20 protein-coding genes are annotated in these 19,914 nt (G+C 61.8%); 8 read left to right on the plus strand and 12 right to left on the minus strand.

The window, feature by feature from the left end:
• Positions 1-483: 483 nt before the first annotated feature.
• Positions 484-1,362 carry a LysR family transcriptional regulator gene (locus ACRWA7_RS32395; RefSeq protein WP_438394754.1) on the plus strand — a complete coding sequence of 293 codons (879 nt, stop codon included), beginning with the start codon at positions 484-486 and terminating at the stop codon, positions 1,360-1,362.
• Positions 1,363-1,490: 128 nt separating this feature from the next.
• Here the strand turns inward: ACRWA7_RS32395 and glmS are convergent, their stop codons facing one another.
• The 5 genes from glmS to ACRWA7_RS32420 all read right to left on the minus strand — a co-directional run bounded on the left by glmS (position 1,491) and on the right by ACRWA7_RS32420 (position 7,121).
• Positions 1,491-3,308: a glutamine--fructose-6-phosphate transaminase (isomerizing) gene (gene glmS, locus ACRWA7_RS32400; protein WP_438394756.1), complete on the minus strand. Its 1,818-nt coding sequence runs from the start codon at positions 3,306-3,308 to the stop codon at positions 1,491-1,493.
• Positions 3,309-3,398: 90 nt separating this feature from the next.
• Entirely contained in the window at positions 3,399-4,760 is a 1,362-nt protein-coding gene (gene glmU, locus ACRWA7_RS32405) for a bifunctional UDP-N-acetylglucosamine diphosphorylase/glucosamine-1-phosphate N-acetyltransferase GlmU (protein WP_438394757.1), read from the minus strand.
• Positions 4,761-4,899: 139 nt separating this feature from the next.
• On the minus strand, positions 4,900-5,847 hold the full coding sequence (gene ttcA / locus ACRWA7_RS32410) for a tRNA 2-thiocytidine(32) synthetase TtcA (protein ID WP_062876901.1): 948 nt from the start codon (positions 5,845-5,847) through the stop codon (positions 4,900-4,902).
• Positions 5,848-5,852: 5 nt separating this feature from the next.
• Positions 5,853-6,254, minus strand: coding sequence for a dihydroneopterin aldolase (locus ACRWA7_RS32415; RefSeq protein WP_060817692.1), 402 nt, complete (start codon positions 6,252-6,254; stop codon positions 5,853-5,855).
• A 36-nt stretch (positions 6,255-6,290) separates the two neighbouring features.
• Positions 6,291-7,121 (minus strand): SDR family oxidoreductase, encoded by an 831-nt coding sequence (locus tag ACRWA7_RS32420; protein WP_438394760.1) that lies wholly within the window; start codon positions 7,119-7,121, stop codon positions 6,291-6,293.
• Between the two features lie 13 nt (positions 7,122-7,134).
• Here ACRWA7_RS32420 and ACRWA7_RS32425 point away from each other — a divergent pair, with 13 nt between their 5' ends.
• Together ACRWA7_RS32425 and ACRWA7_RS32430 are read left to right on the plus strand one after the other, a co-directional pair.
• A complete protein-coding gene (locus ACRWA7_RS32425; protein WP_438394762.1) occupies positions 7,135-8,349 on the plus strand; it encodes a class I SAM-dependent methyltransferase in 1,215 nt (404 codons plus the stop codon).
• Positions 8,350-8,353: 4 nt separating this feature from the next.
• Positions 8,354-8,548, plus strand: coding sequence for a DUF2905 domain-containing protein (locus ACRWA7_RS32430; protein ID WP_060817690.1), 195 nt, complete (start codon positions 8,354-8,356; stop codon positions 8,546-8,548).
• Here the strand turns inward: ACRWA7_RS32430 and ACRWA7_RS32435 are convergent.
• From ACRWA7_RS32435 to ACRWA7_RS32450, 4 genes are all read right to left on the minus strand, one after another.
• Positions 8,545-9,783 carry a multifunctional CCA addition/repair protein gene (locus tag ACRWA7_RS32435; RefSeq protein ID WP_438394764.1) on the minus strand — a complete coding sequence of 413 codons (1,239 nt, stop codon included), beginning with the start codon at positions 9,781-9,783 and terminating at the stop codon, positions 8,545-8,547. The genes ACRWA7_RS32430 and ACRWA7_RS32435 overlap by 4 nt on opposite strands.
• Positions 9,780-10,400, minus strand: a complete 621-nt coding sequence (locus ACRWA7_RS32440) for a glutathione S-transferase family protein (protein ID WP_438394765.1) — start codon at positions 10,398-10,400, stop codon at positions 9,780-9,782. The genes ACRWA7_RS32435 and ACRWA7_RS32440 overlap by 4 nt, the downstream gene beginning before the upstream one ends.
• A gap of 43 nt (positions 10,401-10,443) precedes the next feature.
• Positions 10,444-11,397 carry a complex I NDUFA9 subunit family protein gene (locus ACRWA7_RS32445; RefSeq protein ID WP_060817687.1) on the minus strand — a complete coding sequence of 318 codons (954 nt, stop codon included), beginning with the start codon at positions 11,395-11,397 and terminating at the stop codon, positions 10,444-10,446.
• Positions 11,398-11,529: 132 nt separating this feature from the next.
• Positions 11,530-13,497: a transglycosylase SLT domain-containing protein gene (locus ACRWA7_RS32450; protein WP_438394767.1), complete on the minus strand. Its 1,968-nt coding sequence runs from the start codon at positions 13,495-13,497 to the stop codon at positions 11,530-11,532.
• Between the two features lie 50 nt (positions 13,498-13,547).
• Here ACRWA7_RS32450 and ACRWA7_RS32455 point away from each other — a divergent pair, with 50 nt between their 5' ends.
• Positions 13,548-14,114: a 5-formyltetrahydrofolate cyclo-ligase gene (locus tag ACRWA7_RS32455; RefSeq protein WP_438394769.1), complete on the plus strand. Its 567-nt coding sequence runs from the start codon at positions 13,548-13,550 to the stop codon at positions 14,112-14,114.
• A gap of 63 nt (positions 14,115-14,177) precedes the next feature.
• Here the strand turns inward: ACRWA7_RS32455 and ACRWA7_RS32460 are convergent, their stop codons facing one another.
• From ACRWA7_RS32460 to flgA, 3 genes are all read right to left on the minus strand, one after another.
• Positions 14,178-14,621 (minus strand): flagella synthesis protein FlgN, encoded by a 444-nt coding sequence (locus ACRWA7_RS32460; RefSeq protein ID WP_060817685.1) that lies wholly within the window; start codon positions 14,619-14,621, stop codon positions 14,178-14,180.
• A gap of 121 nt (positions 14,622-14,742) precedes the next feature.
• On the minus strand, positions 14,743-15,078 hold the full coding sequence (gene flgM / locus ACRWA7_RS32465) for a flagellar biosynthesis anti-sigma factor FlgM (protein WP_438394770.1): 336 nt from the start codon (positions 15,076-15,078) through the stop codon (positions 14,743-14,745).
• Positions 15,079-15,267: 189 nt separating this feature from the next.
• On the minus strand, positions 15,268-16,746 hold the full coding sequence (gene flgA, locus ACRWA7_RS32470) for a flagellar basal body P-ring formation chaperone FlgA (RefSeq protein WP_438394772.1): 1,479 nt from the start codon (positions 16,744-16,746) through the stop codon (positions 15,268-15,270).
• A 234-nt stretch (positions 16,747-16,980) separates the two neighbouring features.
• Here flgA and flgB point away from each other — a divergent pair, with 234 nt between their 5' ends.
• Genes flgB through flgE form a run of 4 tightly spaced genes read left to right on the plus strand, consistent with a single transcriptional unit; the run spans position 16,981 to position 19,898 of the window.
• Positions 16,981-17,469, plus strand: coding sequence for a flagellar basal body rod protein FlgB (flgB, locus tag ACRWA7_RS32475; RefSeq protein ID WP_438394774.1), 489 nt, complete (start codon positions 16,981-16,983; stop codon positions 17,467-17,469).
• A gap of 10 nt (positions 17,470-17,479) precedes the next feature.
• Positions 17,480-17,905 carry a flagellar basal body rod protein FlgC gene (gene flgC, locus ACRWA7_RS32480; RefSeq protein WP_056356433.1) on the plus strand — a complete coding sequence of 142 codons (426 nt, stop codon included), beginning with the start codon at positions 17,480-17,482 and terminating at the stop codon, positions 17,903-17,905.
• A 10-nt stretch (positions 17,906-17,915) separates the two neighbouring features.
• Complete coding sequence (locus ACRWA7_RS32485) at positions 17,916-18,641, plus strand: flagellar hook assembly protein FlgD (protein WP_060817681.1); 726 nt, start codon at positions 17,916-17,918, stop codon at positions 18,639-18,641.
• 24 nt (positions 18,642-18,665) lie between these two features.
• Complete coding sequence (flgE, locus tag ACRWA7_RS32490) at positions 18,666-19,898, plus strand: flagellar hook protein FlgE (protein ID WP_438394776.1); 1,233 nt, start codon at positions 18,666-18,668, stop codon at positions 19,896-19,898.
• The last annotated feature ends 16 nt before the right edge of the window (positions 19,899-19,914 follow it).

Genomic DNA, 19,914 nt, shown 5'->3' on the forward strand with positions numbered 1-19,914 from the left:
GCATATCCGAAGGCGCGCAACGAGCGACTTTTCGAATACAGCGGGAATTCGCTCGCCGAACGGCTGTTCCTGGCCGAAAACCGACTTCCAGACTAGATGTCGCCAAAGGCCACTAACACCGCACGAGTTGAGGCAACAATAACGCCTGCACTATCAAGTGGCCGTCCGCTCGCAATAATGGCATATCAGCCAAGCGTGCCCTCTCAACGCCCACGCCGAGCCGACGCAAAGGTGACCGCAATTGCGCCGCTACGCTGAGGCGGCACAGCGAGCGCTTCAAACATTGATCCGTTCAAAGCATCAGGGCCACTCCTTTCTACGGATCCACGCCGCACCACCGCCACCGATATCGCAGCATCGCTTCGAACCAGTCTTATCTTCGGATAACACACAGTCATATTCGTCCCCTTGCGAAGACCCATTGGACCGCTACAGCATCAATCCGTAAAATGAATGTTTTGACCGATACGATTACTCCAAGGAATGGAACTCAAACTCCTCCGAGCGTTCTTGACCGTAACTGAACTGCGCCATTTCGGTCGCGCGGCCGACGCACTGCACCTTAGCCAACCGGCTCTCAGCAAGCAGATCGCTGCATTGGAAACGCTGCTCGGCGGCCGCCTGTTCGAGCGTGGCCGTCATGGGGCGGACCTGACAGCATTTGGAGAAGCCTTCCGGCCAGGCGCGTTGTCGCTGATCGGCGAGGCGGATGACCTGCTTATTCGCGCGCGCGAAGCCAGTAGCGGTCAGCGGGGACACTTACGGGTTGGATTGGGGTTATCGGTTCTAAAGGTCGCGCCGCAATGGCTCGCAAGCTTCCGGTCGATGAATCCGGGCGTCGGTGCAACGGTGAAAGACATGTCTTCGTTCGATCAGACCCGTGCACTGCTTTCCGGGCAACTCGATGTCGGATTCCTGCGGCTCCCGGCTGATCCCGGCTTAGCGACTATCGCCGTGCTGGATGAGTCGCTGATCCTCGCCGTCCCGGATCACGCAAAGTGGAAGCGTTTGCCGGCAGACCTGAACAAGCTCAATGCGCTGGGCATCGTTGCCCTTTCGCGCAGTGTTGGCCCCGGACTAGCCGCGCAAATCGATCAATGGTGTGCGGATCGCAAGTTCGTTCCGCGAGTAATCCAGCGAGCCAATGACATCCAGTCCGTCCTGGCGGCAGTCGCAGCAGGCGTGGGCGCTGCGTTCTTGCCTTCTGGCGCGCAGTATCTACTGCGCGATGCAACCATCATTCCTCTACATGACGATCTGACCAGATGGCAAATTGGTCTCGCGTGGAACATCACGCGCAGCGACCCGGTCGTAGACAAGTTCGTCGCCCATGTGCGGGCGTCAATCAAGAACCCGTTGTAGGCGCGCTGGCTTAACACAAGTCTGCGGCTCTTCGGAATTGAGATTGCCTGAAACCGCGCCGCACTTAAGCCGCATGCTTTTGCCGTGTATCGGTTTGCATCGTTACAATCACGAACGAACCGTCCCCTTCATTCCACCGTCACGCTCTTCGCCAGATTCCGCGGCTTATCCACGTCCGTCCCTCGCGCACAAGCCGTGTGATACGCCAGCAACTGCAACGGTACCGTATGCAGAATCGGAGACAGCAACCCATAGTGCTCCGGCATCCGGATCACATGAATGCCGTCCTCGCTGACAATACGCGTATCCGCATCGGCGAAAACATATAGCTCGCCGCCGCGTGCCCTCACCTCCTGCATATTCGACTTGAGCTTTTCCAGCAGCGTGTCATTGGGCGCCACCGTCACGACCGGCATCGCTTCCGTGACGAGCGCCAGCGGCCCGTGCTTCAGTTCACCAGCCGGATAAGCCTCAGCGTGAATGTACGAGATTTCCTTCAGCTTCAATGCGCCCTCAAGCGCGATCGGATAATGCAAGCCGCGGCCGAGAAACAGCGCGTTTTCCTTGCGCGAAAAATCTTCCGACCACGCAATGATCTGCGGCTCTAGCGCCAGCACGCTATTGAGCGCCGCCGGCAAATGCCGCAACTGCGTGAGATACATCGTTTCCTGCTTGGCGCTCACATGCCCGCGCAACGCCCCGAGCGTCACGGCCAGCACGAACATGCCGACAAGTTGTGTAGTGAAAGCCTTCGTGGAAGCCACGCCAATCTCGGTGCCCGCGTGCGTGAGGAACGTCAGTTCGGTCAGTCGAACCATCGCGCTCGAACCCACATTGCACACGGCCAGCGTGTGCTTGTGTCCAAGCGACTGCGCGTGCTTCAACGCGGCGAGTGTATCGGCGGTTTCTCCCGATTGCGATATCACCACGACCAGCGCCTTTGGATTCGGCACGGATTCGCGATACCGGTACTCACTCGCAATCTCAACTTGCGTAGGACTCCTGGCGATAGACTCAAGCCAGTACTTCGCCGTCATTCCCGCATACGAACTCGTGCCGCACGCGAGAATGAGAACGCTGTCGATATCGGCGAAAACTTCTGCGGCGTTCGCGCCGAACAGGTCAGCGGTGAAACGCTCGGCCTGCGGAATGGTGTCGGTGATCGCGCGCGGCTGCTCGAAAATTTCCTTCTGCATGAAATGCCGATACGGCCCGAGTTCAACCGCGCCGCCGTATGCCGCGACCACGCGCACTTCGCGCTGGACCGGCATGCCGTCGCGATCGACAATCTTCACGCCATCGAGCGTGATCTCGACCACGTCGCCTTCATCCAGATACGCAAAGCGGTCGGTGCTGCCCGCAAGCGCCAGCGCGTCCGACGCAAGAAAGTTTTCGCCATCGCCCACGCCGACCACGAGCGGCGAGCCGGCACGCGCGCCGACCACCGTGTGCGGCTGATCCTTGTGGATCACGGCGATCGCGTATGCGCCATGCAACAGCTTCACGGCTTCGCGCACGGTCTGGAACAAGTCGCCGCGATACATGCTGTGAATCAGATGCGCGATCACTTCGGTATCGGTCTGCGAGACGAACTCATAGCCCTTTTCGCGCAACATGGTCCGCAGGCTTTCGTAATTCTCGATGATGCCGTTATGCACCAGCGCCAGCTCGTTACGCGAGAAGATGGGATGCGCATTGTCCGTGACGGGCGCGCCGTGCGTGGCCCAGCGCGTGTGCGAGATTCCTGTCACGCCGTTCAGATGACCTTCGCGGATTTGATCGGCGAGATCGGCAACGCGCGCCACGCTGCGCGCGCGCTTCGTTTCGCCATTGGCTATGACGGCAACGCCGCAGGAATCGTAGCCGCGGTACTCGAGCCGCCGCAAGCCTTCGACCAGCACCGACACGATGTTACGTTGCGCGACCGCGCCCACAATTCCGCACATGATCTATCCTTCAAGTTGTTTTCGAATGACTCGAAACACGCTGCGTTCGCCGCATAGGCGCTCGCCCGGCGCGCGAGCTGTGGCGCTTCTTCACGCCTTCTTCTTCACCGGCCGCATGTAGCCGCTTTTGCTGATCTGCGTTTTCTCGTTCATCACAAGCTGGTTTTCCTCGACGATGTCTTTCCAGACCGTCGTCCCCGCTGCGATGGTCGTACCACGCGCCACGCGCACGGGCGCGACGAGTTGGGTATCGGAGCCGACGAACACATCGTCTTCGATCACCGTACGCAGTTTATTCGCGCCATCGTAGTTACACGTGATCGTTCCCGCACCAATGTTCACGCGCGCCCCGACATCCGAGTCGCCTATATAGCTCAGATGATTCGCCTTCGAACCGCGTCCGAGCACTGCGTTCTTCACTTCCACGAAGTTGCCGACATGGGCTTCGTCGCCAAGCACGGCGCCAGGCCGCAAACGCGCATACGGTCCCAGCACGACATTCGCGCCGGTCATCCCGCCCTCGATATGCGTGAACGCGTCAACGCGCGTACCAGCGCCAATGGAGGCATCGCGGATCACGCAATTCGGCCCGATAGTCACGTTATCCGCCAGCGTCACGGCGCCTTCGAAAACACAATTTACGTCGATGGAAACATCGCGTCCACATGTGAGCGCGCCGCGCACGTCGATGCGCGCCGGGTCCAGCAGCGTCACGCCCGCGACCAGCAACGCTTCGGCAACATTGCCCTGATGAATGCGCTCCAGTTCGGCGAGTTGCTGCTTGCTGTTCACGCCGAGCGTTTCCCACTCTTCGTCCGGTTGCGACGTCACCACGTCAACGCCCGCTTCGAGCGCACGCTCGACCACGTCGGTGAGATAGAACTCGCCCTGCACGTTGTCGTTTTTCAGCGATGCCAGCCATTCGCGAAGCTGCGACGTCGGCGTAATCACGATACCCGTATTGATCTCGGTGATCTTCCGCTGATCCGCGTTGGCGTCCTTTTGCTCGACAATGCGCTGCACGCGGCCCATCGCGTCACGCACGATCCGGCCGTAGCCCGTGGGATCGTCAAGCGTGACGGTGAGGACGCCGTAGCGCTGGCCGGCGGTATCGGCGAGGCGTTTCAGCGTGCTCGCCCGCGTGAGCGGCACGTCGCCGTAGAGGATCAGCGTGGAGACGGTGGGATCGAGCAGCGGCAGCGCCTGCAGGACCGCGTGGCCGGTGCCGAGTTGCTGCTCCTGGACCGCGAACTGGACGTCCGGCGCGCCAACGGCTTTCTGGACCTGATCGGCGCCATGCCCGACTACCACAACGAGCCGCGTGGGATCAAGCGTGCGCGCGACGTCGAGCACGTGGGACAAGAGTGGCCGGCCAGCCAGGGGATGAAGGACTTTCGGCAAGGCGGAACGCATGCGCTTGCCGGTGCCTGCCGCCAAAATCACAATGTTCATGGCGTCAGCTTTTTTGGAAGTGTTGGAGGCGTCAATATAGCACGCGGGCAAGTACCGGAAATGCAGGCGCTGCCTTGCTGAGTAACGATTTGCGGGGGTTTTCGCACCATCCGGACATTACTTTTTCCGCGTGCCGGCCTTATACATCATCGAACTGAACTATCGAAATGGTTTGCGACGGGGACTCCGTCGAGCACGGATCTTCGTCGAACGCGATATCCCCTGCTGGATCGGCCACGCCCGTTGCGCGCAAGCCGCCGAACGGGAACAGCTTGTGATCCATCAAATGCGACGGCACCACATTCGACAGCGCATTGAACATGTTCTCCACGCGGCCGGGAAAGCGCTTTTCCCAATCGCGGATCAGCGCCTTCATTTCGGCCCGCTTCAGGTTCGGCTGGCTGCCGCACAGGTTGCACGGAATGATCGGAAATTCGCGCAGCTCCGCAAACTTCTCCAGATCCTTTTCCTTGATGTAGGCAAGCGGCCGGATGACGACGTTCTTGCCGTCGTCGGATTGCAGTTTCGGCGGCATGCCTTTTAACTTGCCGCCGTAGAACATATTCAGGAACAAGGTCTGCAGAATGTCGTCGCGATGATGACCGAGCGCAATCTTCGTCGCGCCCAGTTCACCCGCCACCCGATACAAGATCCCGCGACGCAATCTGGAACACAGCGAACAGGTGGTCTTGCCTTCCGGCACGAGCCGCTTGACGATGCTGTACGTATCCTGATTTTCGATATGAAACGGAATGTCGAGTTTGCTCAGATACTCCGGCAGCACGTGGTCGGGAAAGCCGGGCTGCTTCTGGTCGAGATTCACCGCCACGATGTCGAAATTGATCGGCGCGCGTTCGCGCAGCCGCATCAAAAGTTCGAGCATGGCGTACGAATCCTTGCCGCCCGAGAGGCACACCATGACCTTGTCGCCGTCCTCGATCATCTTGTAATCGACCACGGCCTCGCCGACCTGGCGCGCGAGGCGCTTGAACAGCTTGTTGTTCTCGTACGCCTGCTTTTGCTCGTGGCGCGTCATTGGCTCGCGCATTTTGGGAACCGGTTGCGGGACCGCCGGCGTCTCGATCATCGAACTCATGCCGCCACCTCTTTGATGCGAAAGACTTCGACACCCACGGCGTCGCAGTCGGGATAAACGTCGGGCTTTTCCGTCGATACCACCACCGCCCGCACATTCGGATGTTCGAGCAGCGCGGCGGCGACGTCGTCGCACAGTGTTTCCTGCAAGTGGATATGCCCTTTGCCCACGCGCCTGGCGATGGTCGCGCGCATGAAATCGTAATCGACGACTTCGCGCAGCTTGTCCTCGACCGGCGTAGATAAAGCCAGCGGCACGAACAATTCCACGTTGATCACCACGCGCTGTTCGCCCTGCTTTTCGAAATCGTGCACGCCAATGTTGATGCGCACTTCGTAATTGCGCAGAAAAAGCCGCCGGCAATCGGCGAGCCGGGGATGCGAAAGTGCGGCGAGCATGGTCGTGTCCTGGAAACTGATTAACTTACTGAGAGCCTAACCGGCCGTGCGGTTTTGCATCAAGAACATGATGTCGCGCGGCGACGGCACGAGATGCTGGCCGCCATCGACCACCAGCGTCGTGCCCGTTATGCCGGATGCATCGGCGAGATAACAGGCTGCGGCGGCAACATCCTCGACTCGCGAAGCGCGGCCAAGCGGCGTCACGCGATGCGCCGCCTCGAATTCGGCGTCCGTCATATCGGCGGACGGCAACGTCAGGCCGGGCGCGAGTCCGACCACGCGCAGCTTCGGCGCGAGCGCCTGAGCCAGCGCGATGGTCGCATTGTCCAGCGCGGCCTTGCTGAGCGTGTACGACAGGTAATCCGGATTCATGTTGTACAGCTTCTGGTCCAGCACGTTGATGACGCACGTGCGCAGGCTTTCGTCGTGAATCGCGGCGTCGGGCGTGGCCTCGTGCAGCGCGCGCGTCAGCGCGAGCGGCGCGCCGACATTGACCGCTATCATCTCAAGCAAGCGCGGATAGCCGAAATCCCGCGCGGTATCTTCGACAAATCGCGACGCGTTGTTCACCACGCAATGCAAACCACCCAACGCTTCCATGCACGCCGGCACCAGCTTCGCCACCTCGTCTTCCACGCCAAGATCCGCGCCGAGCGCAATAGACTTGCGTCCGAGCGCGCGGATTGACTGGACAACTTCCTGCGCGTCGGCTTCCGAGCCGCCGAAATGCACTGCGACGTCCCAGCCGCGCGCCGCGAATCCGAGCGCGATGCCGCGGCCAATGCGCTTCGCCGCGCCCGTGACCAGCACGACGCGGGTTTTGGGGCCGGAAGAATCAGGAGAAGTGGACGAAGAAACGCTCATTTACAATGCCGGAATGAATCCAAAAGCTCACGAATCCGACAGTTTACCTGCTCCCGGCCCCGATGCGCTCGCGCAGTCCGAGCGGCTGACGGCGCGCATCCGCGAGGAAATCGCGTCGGCCGGCGGCTGGATGCCGTTCAGCCGATACATGGAACTCGCGCTTTACGCGCCCGGCCTCGGTTATTACAGCGGTGGCGCGATGAAATTCGGCAAACGCGGCGACGACGGCAGTGATTTCGTGACCGCACCGGAAATGTCGCCGCTGTTCGCTGCAACGCTCGCACGGCCCGTCGCGCAAGCGTTGCGTGACAGCGGCACGCGCAACCTGATGGAATTCGGCGCCGGCACGGGCAAGCTCGCAGCGGGCTTGCTGAACGCGCTCAAGGCGCTCGATGTCCCGTTCGATAACTACGCAATCGTCGATTTATCGGGAGAACTGCAGCAACGGCAGCGCGCGACGATTGAAGCCGAAGCCCCGGAACTGGCGTCGAAAGTCCAGTGGTTAAGCGCGCTGCCGGAGCAATTCGAAGGCGTGGTGATCGGCAACGAGGTGCTCGACGCCATGCCCGTGCGCCTGGTCGTGCGCAAGTTAGGCGAGTGGCAGGAGCGCGGCGTCGTCTGGTCCCAGGATCATTTCGCCTTCGACGACAAACCCCTTCTCGCCGCGCTCGATGACCCCTTGCTCGCCGAAATCGACACGACTATCGACGAAGTCAACGACGAGCCGTTCATGGAATACGTGAGCGAGACGCACGAAGCCGCGCTGACGTTCACGCGCACCATTTGCACGATGCTCACGCGCGGCGCGGCGTTTTTTATCGATTACGGGTTTCCGCGGCGCGAGTTCTATCACGCTCAGCGCGCGCAGGGCACGCTGATGTGCCATTACCGGCACCGGGCGCATGGCGATCCGTTCTTGTATCCGGGCTTGCAGGACATCACGGCGCACGTGGAGTTTTCGGGGATCGCGGAAGCTGGAACCGACGCGGGCGCGGATCTGCTCGGTTTTACATCGCAGGCGCGATTCCTGATGAACGCGGGAATCACCGACACGCTTTCCGACATCGATCCAACCGATGTCCGCCGTTTTTTGCCGGCGGCCAACGCGGTGCAGAAGTTGTTATCCGAGGCGGAAATGGGCGAGTTGTTCAAGGTGATCGCGTTTTCGCGCGGTATCGATGAAGCCATCGCCGCGTTCTCGTCCGGCGATCGCTCGCACACGCTATGACGCCATGATCCGCTGGGTTCTCACCACATTTATTGCGTTGACCATTCTTTCGGCTTCCCTGCCGTGGATGAAGAAACTCGGTATTGGCAGGTTGCCCGGCGATTTCACGCTGCGTGTGTTCGGACGCGAGTATTCGTTTCCGTTCATGTCGACCATTCTGCTTTCGATCATCCTTTCGCTGATCGCCCGGGCGCTTTAGGCTTTCTGAAGCGTCGCTTCCACGGCCGCCACGCGCGCCGCATGAACCGCGTCCTTGATCTTCCCCGGCTCGCTCGCGTATTGCTGCGCGACCGCGCCGGCATTAACCGCGCGCGCCGCCACCAGCGCTTCGCGCAAACGCTCGGCTTGCGGATACGGTTGCTGGCTCAAACCAAGACGGCCGCGGGCATCGGAAACACAGGCTTGCAGCGCTTCGGCGAATCGCGCGGGCTTGCGCAACGCGTCGCATCGTTCGAACAGACGCACCAGCGCGGCCGCGCCAAACTCCATCACACGATGGATATTTCCGTGCTCACGCGCCACCAGCAGCGCGAGATCGCGGCAATCGTTCGGCACACGCAAACGCTCGCACAAAGGCTTCAGCAGATCGACGCTGCGACCTTCATGGCCAATGTGACGCGGCAGGATATCTTCGGGCGTAGTCGCCTTGCCCAGGTCGTGGGTGAGCGCGGCGAACCGGACCGGTAAAGCGAAACCATGAGCCGCCGCGTAGTCGACCACCATCATCACGTGCACGCCCGTATCGACTTCCGGATGATAGTCGGCGCGTTGCGCGACGCCCCATAGCGAATCCACTTCCGGCAAGATCCGCACGAGCGCGCCGCATGCGCGCAGCACCTCGAACATGCGCGACGGCTTGTTCTCCATCAAGCCGCGCGATACCTCCTGCCAGACACGCTCGGGCACGAGCGCATCGACTTCGCCGTCGGCGACCATGCGCTTCATGAGCGCGAGGGTTTCATCGGCGATGGTGAAATCCACAAAGCGCGCGGCAAATCGCGCGATCCGTAAAATCCGTACCGGATCTTCAATGAACGCATCGCCCACATGCCGGAACACGCGCGCTTCAAGATCGGCGCGGCCACCGAACGGATCGATCAGCGGCCCGGTCAGTTCACCATCTGGCCGCACTTCGCGCGCCATGGCGTTGACCGTCAAGTCACGCCGCGCAAGATCCTCTTCGAGCGTGACATTGGGTGCGTAGAAAAACTGGAAGCCGTGATATCCCGCCGACGTCTTGCGCTCGGTGCGCGCCAGCGCGTATTCCTCGTGCGTCTGCGGATGCAGGAACACCGGAAAATCCTTGCCGACCGGCTTGAAACCCTGCGCCGTCATTTGCTCCGGCGTCGCGCCCACCACAACGTAATCGCGGTCCTGCACGGGCAGACCAAGCATTTCATCGCGGATCGCACCGCCCACGACAAAGATGTTCATTGCTCTTTCCGCGCGCCTTCTATCCATTCGGCGACTTCCGGCATGGCCGTAATGGTTTGGCAATAGGCGCGCGCGGCGTCGCTGATCTTCGGCGCGTAGGAATTGAAGCGCATGACGACCGGCGCGAACATGGCGTCGGCTATACCGAATTCCTTGCCGAACAAGAACGGGCCGCCCTGCGCGGTAAGGCAGTTGCGCCAGATCAGATCGATTCGTTTCACGTTCGCCAATGCGCCCGCCGTCAGCGCCTGCCCGAATGCCTGGCGCTGGATGTTCATCGACATTTGCTCGCGCAGGTCGTTAAAACCCGCGTGCATTTCCGCGCTGATGCTGCGGGCGTGCGCGCGCAAGGCGGTGTCGCGCGGCCACATGGCGTGCTGCGGGAACAGTTCGGCCAGCGTTTCCATGATCGCGACCGATTCCCAGACCGCATCGCCCGCGTCCGTCACGAGACACGGCACCTTGCCCGATGGCGAATGCGCCAGGATGTTCGCGCTGGAATCCGGCTGGCCGAGGCGGATCATCACCTCTTCAAACGGAATGCCGAAGTGCTTGAGCACGAGCCATGGCCGCATGGACCACGAAGATGTGTTTTTGTCACCGATAACGAGTTTCATCGCGAATATTCAAGGTTGAAGCACAGCAAATGGAACACGGCTGTCAACGTCCCGCCGACGCCCGGAATGTGTTGAAACGCGAACGGGCCGATGATCCGGTGAGATACATCGGCGCAATGGCCTCGATACTCGCCGGATCGATACCCAACTCCGGCGCCATGGGACCGCTCGCGACGTTCGGCGCTTTCATGGAATCCAGATTATCGCGCGACATCATGGGTTCGCCGGGCGCGAGTTCCAGCGACATTGCCTGAAGGCGGCCAAGGCTTTCGGGCAAGCGGATGATGCGTGCGTTCTTGCCGATCGCCGCGCCGCTGAAGCGCACGAGTTCTTCGAGCGTGTAGACCTTCGGACCCGCGAGTTCATAGGCGCGGCCGCTGGCTGCATCGAGATCGAGCGCGTTGACGAACGCCTTGGCGACATCGCCGACAAAGACCGGCTGGAACCGGGCCTGCGAGCACGCGAGGGGAATCACGGGAAAGATCCGTTCAAGGAACGCGAACTGATTCAGGAAATTGTCTTCGGGACCGAACACCACGGACGGACGAAAAATGGTTGCAGCCAGATTCGCTTCGCGCACGGCTTTTTCGCCGTCGCCTTTCGAGCGCAGATACATGCTCGGACCGTTCGAATCCGCGCCGAGCGCGCTCATGTGAAGCAGCCGCCGCACGCCTTTCGCCTGACACGCGGCCACGATCTTGTTCGGCAACTCGACGTGCGCCTTTGCGAACTGCGGGCCGTAAGGCACGCCGCGTTTGCCCTGCAAGATGCCGACGAGATTGATGACCGCATCGGCTTGCGACACGAAAGCGGCGAGTTGAACGGGATCGTAGACGTTGGTTTCGATCACATCCACGGGCAGCAGCGTGAGATGCGCTGCGTTCTCGCGCCGCCGGGTGGCAATGCGCACGTTCTTGCCGACTTCCACAAGCGCATTGACCAGATGACTGCCAATAAACCCCGATCCGCCGATCAACGCAATGGTTTGATGTCGCATATTCGCCCCTGTGAGTGACGGCGGCGGCGCGCGAAAGTGCAAGGCGGCGCGCCGCGCTTGAGCTTCCGACGCGCCGGTTGCCGGATAAGCGAAACGCGCGGCGGGCCTTGGTCGACCCTTGATGCAATCCGCTTATGGCGCGATGTAGCCGAGCCGCGCCTTCAGCGATTGCGGACGCCCCTCGAACAAGGCCGCGTAATACACGGTGTTCGACAGCACGTTCTTGACGTAATCGCGGGTTTCGGTGAACGGAATGGTTTCAGCAAAAATCGCGCCCTCTACCGGCGCGTTGAGCGTGGAGCGCCATTGTTTCGGCCGCCCCGGCCCGGCGTTGTAGCCGGCCGTGGCCAGCACAGCGGAGTCGTCGAACTGGTTGTAGACCATGGCCAGATAGTTCGTGCCGAGCAGGATGTTTGTATCGATGTCATTCATCTGCTCACGCGAGACCGGTCCCATGCCAATCTTCTTCGCGACCAGTTGCGCGGTGCCCGGCATCAGTTGCATCAGGCCGCCCGCGCCCACTTCGGACTTTGCATTGATGATGAAGCGCGATTCCTGGCGGATCAGGCCGTAGGCCCATTCAATGTCGAGCCCGGTATTCTTCGACTCACGGTCGACCACGTCCTTGTAGGGCGAGAGGTAGCGCAGCGAAAAATCGTGCTCGGTTTTGGTTTTGTCGGCGGTATTCACGGTGCGGTCGAACAACTCGATACGCCGCGCGTATTGCGCCGCCGCCAGCAACTGGCGATCCGTCATGGTCCGCAGCGGCCAGTTCCATTCGCGATTTCCCTCGAGCCGCAGGTTCATGTCATAGAACTTCTGCGACAACGCGAAGCCCGGAATAGTCTGGGCTTGGGCAATTTCGGCATCGGTCACGGTTGTGCGCGGCGGCACGGTGATCTTCTGTCCCATTTCTTCCGATGCAAGCTGGCCGTAGAAATTGAACTGATCCGCGATGCTCGTGAATTCCTGGGCGGCCGCGGCGGTATCGCCGGCTTGTTTCAAGGCGCGCGCGTGCCAGTAGATCCATGCTGGCTGATTGCGCAGCGTGGGCGGCATTTGTTCCACCGACCAGCGCACCATGGTCCAGTCGCCGGCGAGCAAGGCGCTGCGCGTGCGCCATTCGTAAGCCGGATTCGACAACGGCGCGTTCACCGACAGCCTGTACCAGTCCACCGCGCTCGGCATGCGCTTTGACGCAGCCTGATAGGCAATCGTCCCCCAGCCAGTTGCGCGCTCGGTCGGCGTCAACGCTGGCGCCACTGAACTAAACGACGCCGCCGCCATGGCCGGGTCGTTGCGCGCCATGCGCGTGATGGCCACCAACGCAAGTTGATGCGAAGTCGTGTCGCGGCCAATGCCGCGCGCGAGATACAGCGGCGGCGTGTTCGCGGCGCTATCGAACGAGGTCTGACTTGGGCGTTGCTGCCCGAGCGCGTCCGCGATCTTGCTGCCCGTGTTGGTGTAGTTTTGTTCGTACGCGAGGCGGATTTGTTGCCAGACGTCGTCGGAAGTGAATTGCTGCGATACCGCCAGCGCGGAGATCAGGTCCACACAGCCGTCGCCGTACCATTTGGGATCCGCGAGCAATGCGCGGGCGGCGTCCGACACGTTTTCTCCGCGTGAAGCCCGCGCTTCGAGCGCGTAGCATTTCACCTGGGTATCGTCGTTCAGGACGAAGCGAGAATATTGATCGAGAAAATTGCGCCAGTCGTGGCGCGCGCCGAGCACGACGAGATAGTCATTGCGCATGCGGTCGGCGATTGCCTGGCCGTCATAGCGTTGCAGGAACGAAAGCACCGGCTCGTCTGGCGCGTCCACGCGTGCATGGCCTTGCGAGTCGAACAACTGCGGTTTAAGCGTGAAATATTCGACATAACCGGGCGCCGGATAATTCGGAATTTGCGCGGCGAGCTGCATGGCGCGGCCGGCGTCATTCGAGCGCGCGGCTTCGCGCAATTGAACGAAAGTGCGATCGTCTTGCGACAGCGAATAATCGGCTGATGGGCGAACTGCCGACGCGGTGCCGCACCCGATCAGCGTGATCGTGGCGAGCGCTGTGGCGGCTGCGAGATATACTCGTTTGAGACGTTTTGACATCGTTTTTTGTGGAGCGCGAAGTGATCCAGAGCATAGCATGCAACCCTCTTATGGAAGCCAAAAGCGCGCTGCGTGCGAGCTTGCTTGCAGCCCGCGAAGCGCAAGGCGGCGCGGCTGGTCAGGAGGCGCGAGACGAGGCGCTTGCGCGGCGTTTGATGGAGGTCGTCGCGGGGTATCCGGATGCATCGTGCATTGGGTTTTATTGGCCCGTTGCCGGTGAGTTCGATGCACGCAATGCAATGGCGGTTTGGCTGGCGTTGAAAGCGTCGAGGACAGCGGCGTTGCCGGTGGTTGTTGCACCGAGGCAACCGCTCGTGTTTCATGCCTGGCGGGCTGATTCCGCTATGAAGAAGGGGCGGTTTGGGATTGCCGTGCCGGAGGAGGAGCGCGTGGTTGTCCCGGATTTGCTGCTTGTTCCCTGCGTGGGGTTTGATGCCGAGCGGTATCGGTTGGGTTATGGCGGCGGGTATTACGATCGGACGCTGGCGGTTTGGCCTGGCGAGCGGAAGCCGATGACGATCGGCGTGGCGTTTGAATCTGCCAAGTGCGATGCGCTACCGCGGGGGGAGTTTGATTTGCCTTTGGGCGTTATTGTCACCGAATGTGGTGTTTATTGACGCTGGCGGTTGGGGGCAGTTGGGAGTTGCCAGGGTCCCCCCGAGCGCCAGCGTCCAACCCCTCTAAAGACCCAAAACCCCCGGCACTCGCCCATCCGGCCCATAAAACGCCGACTTCACCGGCGCGATGGTCAGCGCCGCCAGCGCCGTCCGGTTGTATTCCATGCGCGTGCGGATCAACACACCATTATTGTTATTGCTGCGCTTGGCCCGCCGCGCCAGATCCTGCAATTCCTGCCATCGGGCATGCAACGCTTCATCGCCAATAACGGCCTGTTCCATGCCCGCAAAACCTTCAGGCAAACCAAGCGCGCCAAGCCGCTCATCCCGCGCACGCTCCAGCGCGGCGATCTGCCCGGTCAATGCAAGTTTTTGTTCGATGATCGAAGGCAACGTCTCAAGCGGCGAAGCAGCCGTGAGCGCTTTCTCTTCGTAGGCAAGCAGCGATTCGAACGCCTCCACAGCGGCGATCTCTTCAATGACAGTGTCAAGCAAAGCGTCTTTCATGGGCGACTCGCTAAAAACTCCGGCCCGCGCTCAATGGCGGTGCCAAGGTCGAAAAAAGCCGCCCGGCGCTGCATCGCCGCCACTAAAACGACGATGCTTGATCTGAACCTCGAACGCGGGCTCAGCCGCCGGCCGGCGGGGTTTGCGTCTTCAACAACTCACTCGCGCTCGACAAAATGCCGTCGGCGACCTTGCCCGAATCGACCTTGTAGCTGCCGTCCGCAATCGATGCCTTGATCGCCGCGACTTTCGCCGTGTCAATATCGGCGCTGCTCGACGTCCGCAAATCCGTCGATAAAGCCGACAGGCTCACCGTCGAATTCGAGCCGCCAGTCGTGGCGGCCGGCGCGGCTGCGCCCGTCGTGGAGGGCGTTTGCGAATCGGCTTGCGCCGCACGTTGTTGCGCAGCTTCCTGCAATGCTGCGATCTGGCTGGTGTTGCTGGAATCGATTTTCACGATGGTCTTCCCTGACGATGTGATCCTTTTATCGGCGAGCAGGTGTAAAAACTTTACCCCTCCCGCCCACGGAACCACCCGCCGTCAGGTTACATCGGCCCGAAAGCCTTATTGCAAAAGGCTTCTGGCTAATTGAAACAAAGTGCAACAACTGAGGGTTATCCCACATAAGCCGCTCAAGCCCGGCTTTTACAACTGGACTTCAACGGTCGAACTGTCCTTTACGATGCCCGTAATGATCTGTCCCCCAGCCGTTTTTACGCGGACCTGCTGGCCGGGCGCGGCGTTGTTCATGGCGCTGCCTTCCGCCGATATTGAAAAGCCTGCGCCGCTGGTCACCACGTGCACCGACGATCCGATCACGACTGAACTGGCGCCGCGCAGCATGTCGGTGCGCAGCGGCAACCCGGCGACAATCCGCGATAACGTCGTCGCGCCAACCGCTTGCGACGGATCGGTGACGATGGCTTGCGGCATCGACGTGATGTCGCCATCGCGCGCGCTCAGGTCGGCTGCGGTCAGCACTTCGCCGGGCGCCATGGCGCGGGCGGCGAGGTAATACGTTGCCTGCAGCGAGACGCGCGCCTGCAGGTAAAGCGTCCACGGCCGGTCGCCCGTGCAGCGCACGCCAACGGTGGTGCGGCCCCAGAGGCGCGCGCCCGGCGGCATGAATGGCTCGAGCGTCGCGCATGGGGCGAGGCCGCGCGGGAAAACAGGCGTCACGGTGATATCGGCCTTGCCGGGCAATCCGGCCGCTTCCTGCGTCAGAAACGCAAGCGCGGCGGCGCGGATGGAATCGCCGTCCTGCGAAGGCTGCGCGCCTTGCGGCGCTTGCACAGTAGCAGCGCCCGGCGTGAGGGGCGCGCGGATCGGCGCGGCAGGCCGCATCGATACAGCCATCATGCCGCCTGCAACCGGCACGGCGGGGGCGGCGGCAATCGGCCGCGCCTGAAACCCGCGCGCCGCCATGCGGTTCGGCACGACCGCGTCCTGTTTGGCGGGATCGTCAGCTTGAACGATAACCGGCGTCACATCTCTCGCCGATACCGCCACGCGCTGCAGCGGCCGGACGGCGGCCGTGGAAGGCTCGCCATTGCCGGGAATCTCGATCATGCCGCCCGCGGGTGCGCTTTGAGGCGTGCTCGGGGGCGTGCTTGGGGCCGTGCTTTGGCTTGGCGTCATCGCCAGTCTGGGTTGCGGCGCGGGTTTGGCTTCGCCGTTGCCCGGGATCACGATCATGCCGCTGCTATCGGCGGAAGAGGAGGAAGCGTCGGCGGCGTCGGCGCGGGCATCGAGCGCAAGCGCCGCGGCGCGCATGGCGGCATTGGCGCCATTCACGGCACGCGCATAACCGCGCGGACTGGGCGTTCCTATCGGTTGCGCACTGCCTGGCGGCTGCATCATCGGCTGGGCCATCGGCGCGGCATTCACATTCATGCCGGCATTCTTCGCCATCGCCACGACAGCTGCCGGATTGGTCTCGCCCGGCCCCGAAATCATGATGGCGCCGCCGTTTTCCTGCGCCTGGACGGGCATCGCGGCACATCCCCAAACCAGCGCCAGCGCCCACGGGAACGCACGCAAACGCGACGCGATATCGCGCGTTGAGCCGTCCGTCTCCGGGCGGCGCGTGGCCGTCTGGCGGACAGGCGCAGCGACGCTGTGCATTACGTTTCTCCCAGGCAAAAACTCATCGTTCGTCAACCTACGAGACGAATTCTAGATATTGACGGCCAAAGGCAACCGTCGAATAGAGGCCGCCTTTCCCTGTTATTCGTCTGATTGCATCTTGCGTCCCGCTTCTAAGATTCGTCTCATGCCAAAAAGTCTTCCTTCGACGCCATCAAGCGCCGTGACCGAAGACCCAGGACGCAGGACACAGGAAGCCGAAGGAGAACCGTGATGCTGGACAAGCTCGACCAGGAATTTGCGTTTGGCCGCGAGGCGCTCGATGTGCGGGCGTATCGGCAGGAACTGCTGTCGTCGAATATTGCGAACGCCGATACCCCCGGCTACAAGGCGCGCGACGTCGATTTCTCGAGCGCCCTGGCCGGCGCGCTGAAAAAGACCGGCGCGGCGGCGGGCACCGCCGCGAGCACAGGCACGCTGCAAATGGCGCAGCCCGTGAGCGTCTCGACCAGCGCGGGGTTGGCGGTGACGTCGCCGGGACATATGGCGGGGGCATCGAAGCTCACGGCAAGCGGCGGCAGCACCGACGACTACGGCAAGCTCGCGTACCGGATTCCGAGCCAGCCGTCGCTGGATGGCAATACGGTCGACATGGACTCGGAGCGCGTGCAATTCGCCGATAACGCCTTGCACTTCGAAGCCGGCATGACGGTGATCTCGTCGCAGATCAAGGGAATGCTCTCGGCCATTACGTCGAACTGAGGAACAGGCCATGCCATCTTTAATGAACATTTTCAACGTGGCCGGTTCGGCGATGTCCGCCCAGGCGCAGCGCCTGAACGTGACGGCGTCGAACCTGGCGAACGCGGACAGCACGACCGGTCCCGATGGCCAGCCGTACAAGGCGAAGCAGGTGGTGTTCGCCGTCGATCCGCTCGGCGGCGCGCGCACGGCCTCGGGCCAGCAAGTGGGCGGCGTGCAGGTGACGGGCGTGATAGACGACCCCACGCCCATGAAAACCAGCTACGACCCGACCAATCCAGCAGCCAACCCGGACGGCTACGTCACCATGCCGAACGTGGATCCGGTGCAGGAAATGGTCAACATGATTTCGGCGTCGCGTTCCTATCAGGCGAACGTCGAGACGCTCAATACCGCCAAGCAGCTCATGCTTAAAACCCTGACGATCGGAACCTGAGGACAATCCCGTGACAACCAACACCACGATCGGCAACAACGGGACAACCGTATCCCAGACGCTGCTGGACACCATGAACGGCACGTCGAGTTCTTCGTCGTCGAGTTCCGCGTCCAGCGCGACCGGTGCCCAGTCGCCGTCCGACCTGCAGAACACCTTCCTTACGCTGCTCGTCACGCAGTTGAAGAACCAGGATCCGACGAACCCGACCGACAGCTCGCAGATGACCTCGCAACTCGCGCAGATCAGCACGGTGTCGGGCATCGGCCAGTTGAATACGTCGCTGACCTCGCTCGCGGGGCAGTTGTCGGCGGGACAGTCGGCGCAGGCAGCGTTGCTGATCGGCTCGACCGTGCTCGCGCCGGGCAACAGCGTGACGGTGGCAAGCGGCAAGTCGACCAGCTTCGGCGTGCAGACCGCGAACGCGCTGGACGACCTCACGATCAACGTCAAGAACTCGGCCGGCCAGATTGTGAACACGCTCGACCTCGGCGCTCAGCCGGCGGGCGTCGTGCCGCTCTCGGGCTGGACGCCGGTAGACAAAAACGGCGCAACGCTGCCCGACGGCACGTACACCATTTCGGCGGCTGGCACGATCAGCGGCAAGGCGGCAACGGCCACGGTGCTGTCGGCGTCGCAGGTTCAAAGCGTGGTGCAGCAAGCCGACGGAACCGCCGGTCTGCGCCTCGCAAACGGCACGACGGTCGGACTGACCAGCGTCGCCTCGATTCTCTAACCACATTCAAAAGCGGAGACCGTCATGGGTTACCAACAAGGTTTATCGGGTTTGTCGGGTGCATCGAGCGACCTGGATGTGATCGGCAACAACATCGCCAACGCGAACACGGTTGGCTTCAAGGAAAGCCAGGCGCAATTCGCCGATATGTACGCGAACTCGGTTGCGAGCGCGGTGAACAACCAGGTGGGCATTGGCACGAAGCTCGCCGAAGTGCAGCAGCAGTTTGGCCAGGGCACGATCACGTCCACGAATCAGGCGCTCGATGTCGCCATCAACGGCAACGGCTTTTTCCAGCTCTCGGACAACGGCGCGTCGGTGTATTCGCGCAACGGCGTTTTCCATCTGAACGCGGATGGCACGATCGGCAATTCCGCGGGCCAGTTGCTGATGGGTTATGCGGCGAACAACTCGGGGATCGTCAACAGCGCGGCAACCGTGCCGCTGACGGTATCGACGGCCAATCTCCCGCCGGTCGCAACCAAGAACGTGAAGTTCGCGTTCAACCTGAATTCGCAATCGGCCGATATTCCGAGCACGACCGCTTTCGATCCCACGGACTCGAGCACCTATAGCGCGACCAGCTCGATCAACGTCAACGATTCGCTTGGCGGCACGCATCAGGTGGCTGTCTATTTCGTCAAGAATTCCACCGGTTCGTGGACCGCGTACGGCACGACTGGCACGCCTCCGACACTGGTTGGCTCGGCGGCGGGCGGCGGCGTGCTGGGCAATGTGAGCTTCGACGCATCGGGCAACCTGACGGGCTCGAGCAAGTTCAATTTCACGATTCCCGACGGCGCGGTAAGCGGCGGCACGCAAGCTTTATCGATGGACTTTGCCGGCACGACGCAGTTCGGCGCTACGAGCGGCGTCCAGAGCAGTTCCCAGGACGGCGCGGCATCGGCCAGCCTGACGGGTTTCTCGGTAGGCACGGACGGCACGCTCACGGGCAATTACTCGAACGGCAATACGCAGGCGCTCGGCCAGATCGCGCTCGCCAACTTCGCCAACCAGAACGGCCTGCAGGATCTTGGCGGCAACGTGTACGCGCAAACCGGCGCGTCCGGCGCGGCGCAAATCTCGGTGCCGGGTGCGACCAACCACGGCACGCTGCAAGGCGGCGCGGTGGAAAACTCGAACGTGGACCTGACAAGCGAACTCGTGAACCTGATCACGGCCCAGCGTAACTACCAGGCGAACGCGCAGACCATCAAGACGCAGCAGACGGTCGACCAGACGTTGATCAACCTGTAAGCGCGGCCTTGCGCAA

It is taken from the genome of Caballeronia sp. DA-9, assembly GCF_051615025.1.
Classification (GTDB): Bacteria; Pseudomonadota; Gammaproteobacteria; order Burkholderiales; family Burkholderiaceae; genus Caballeronia; species Caballeronia sordidicola.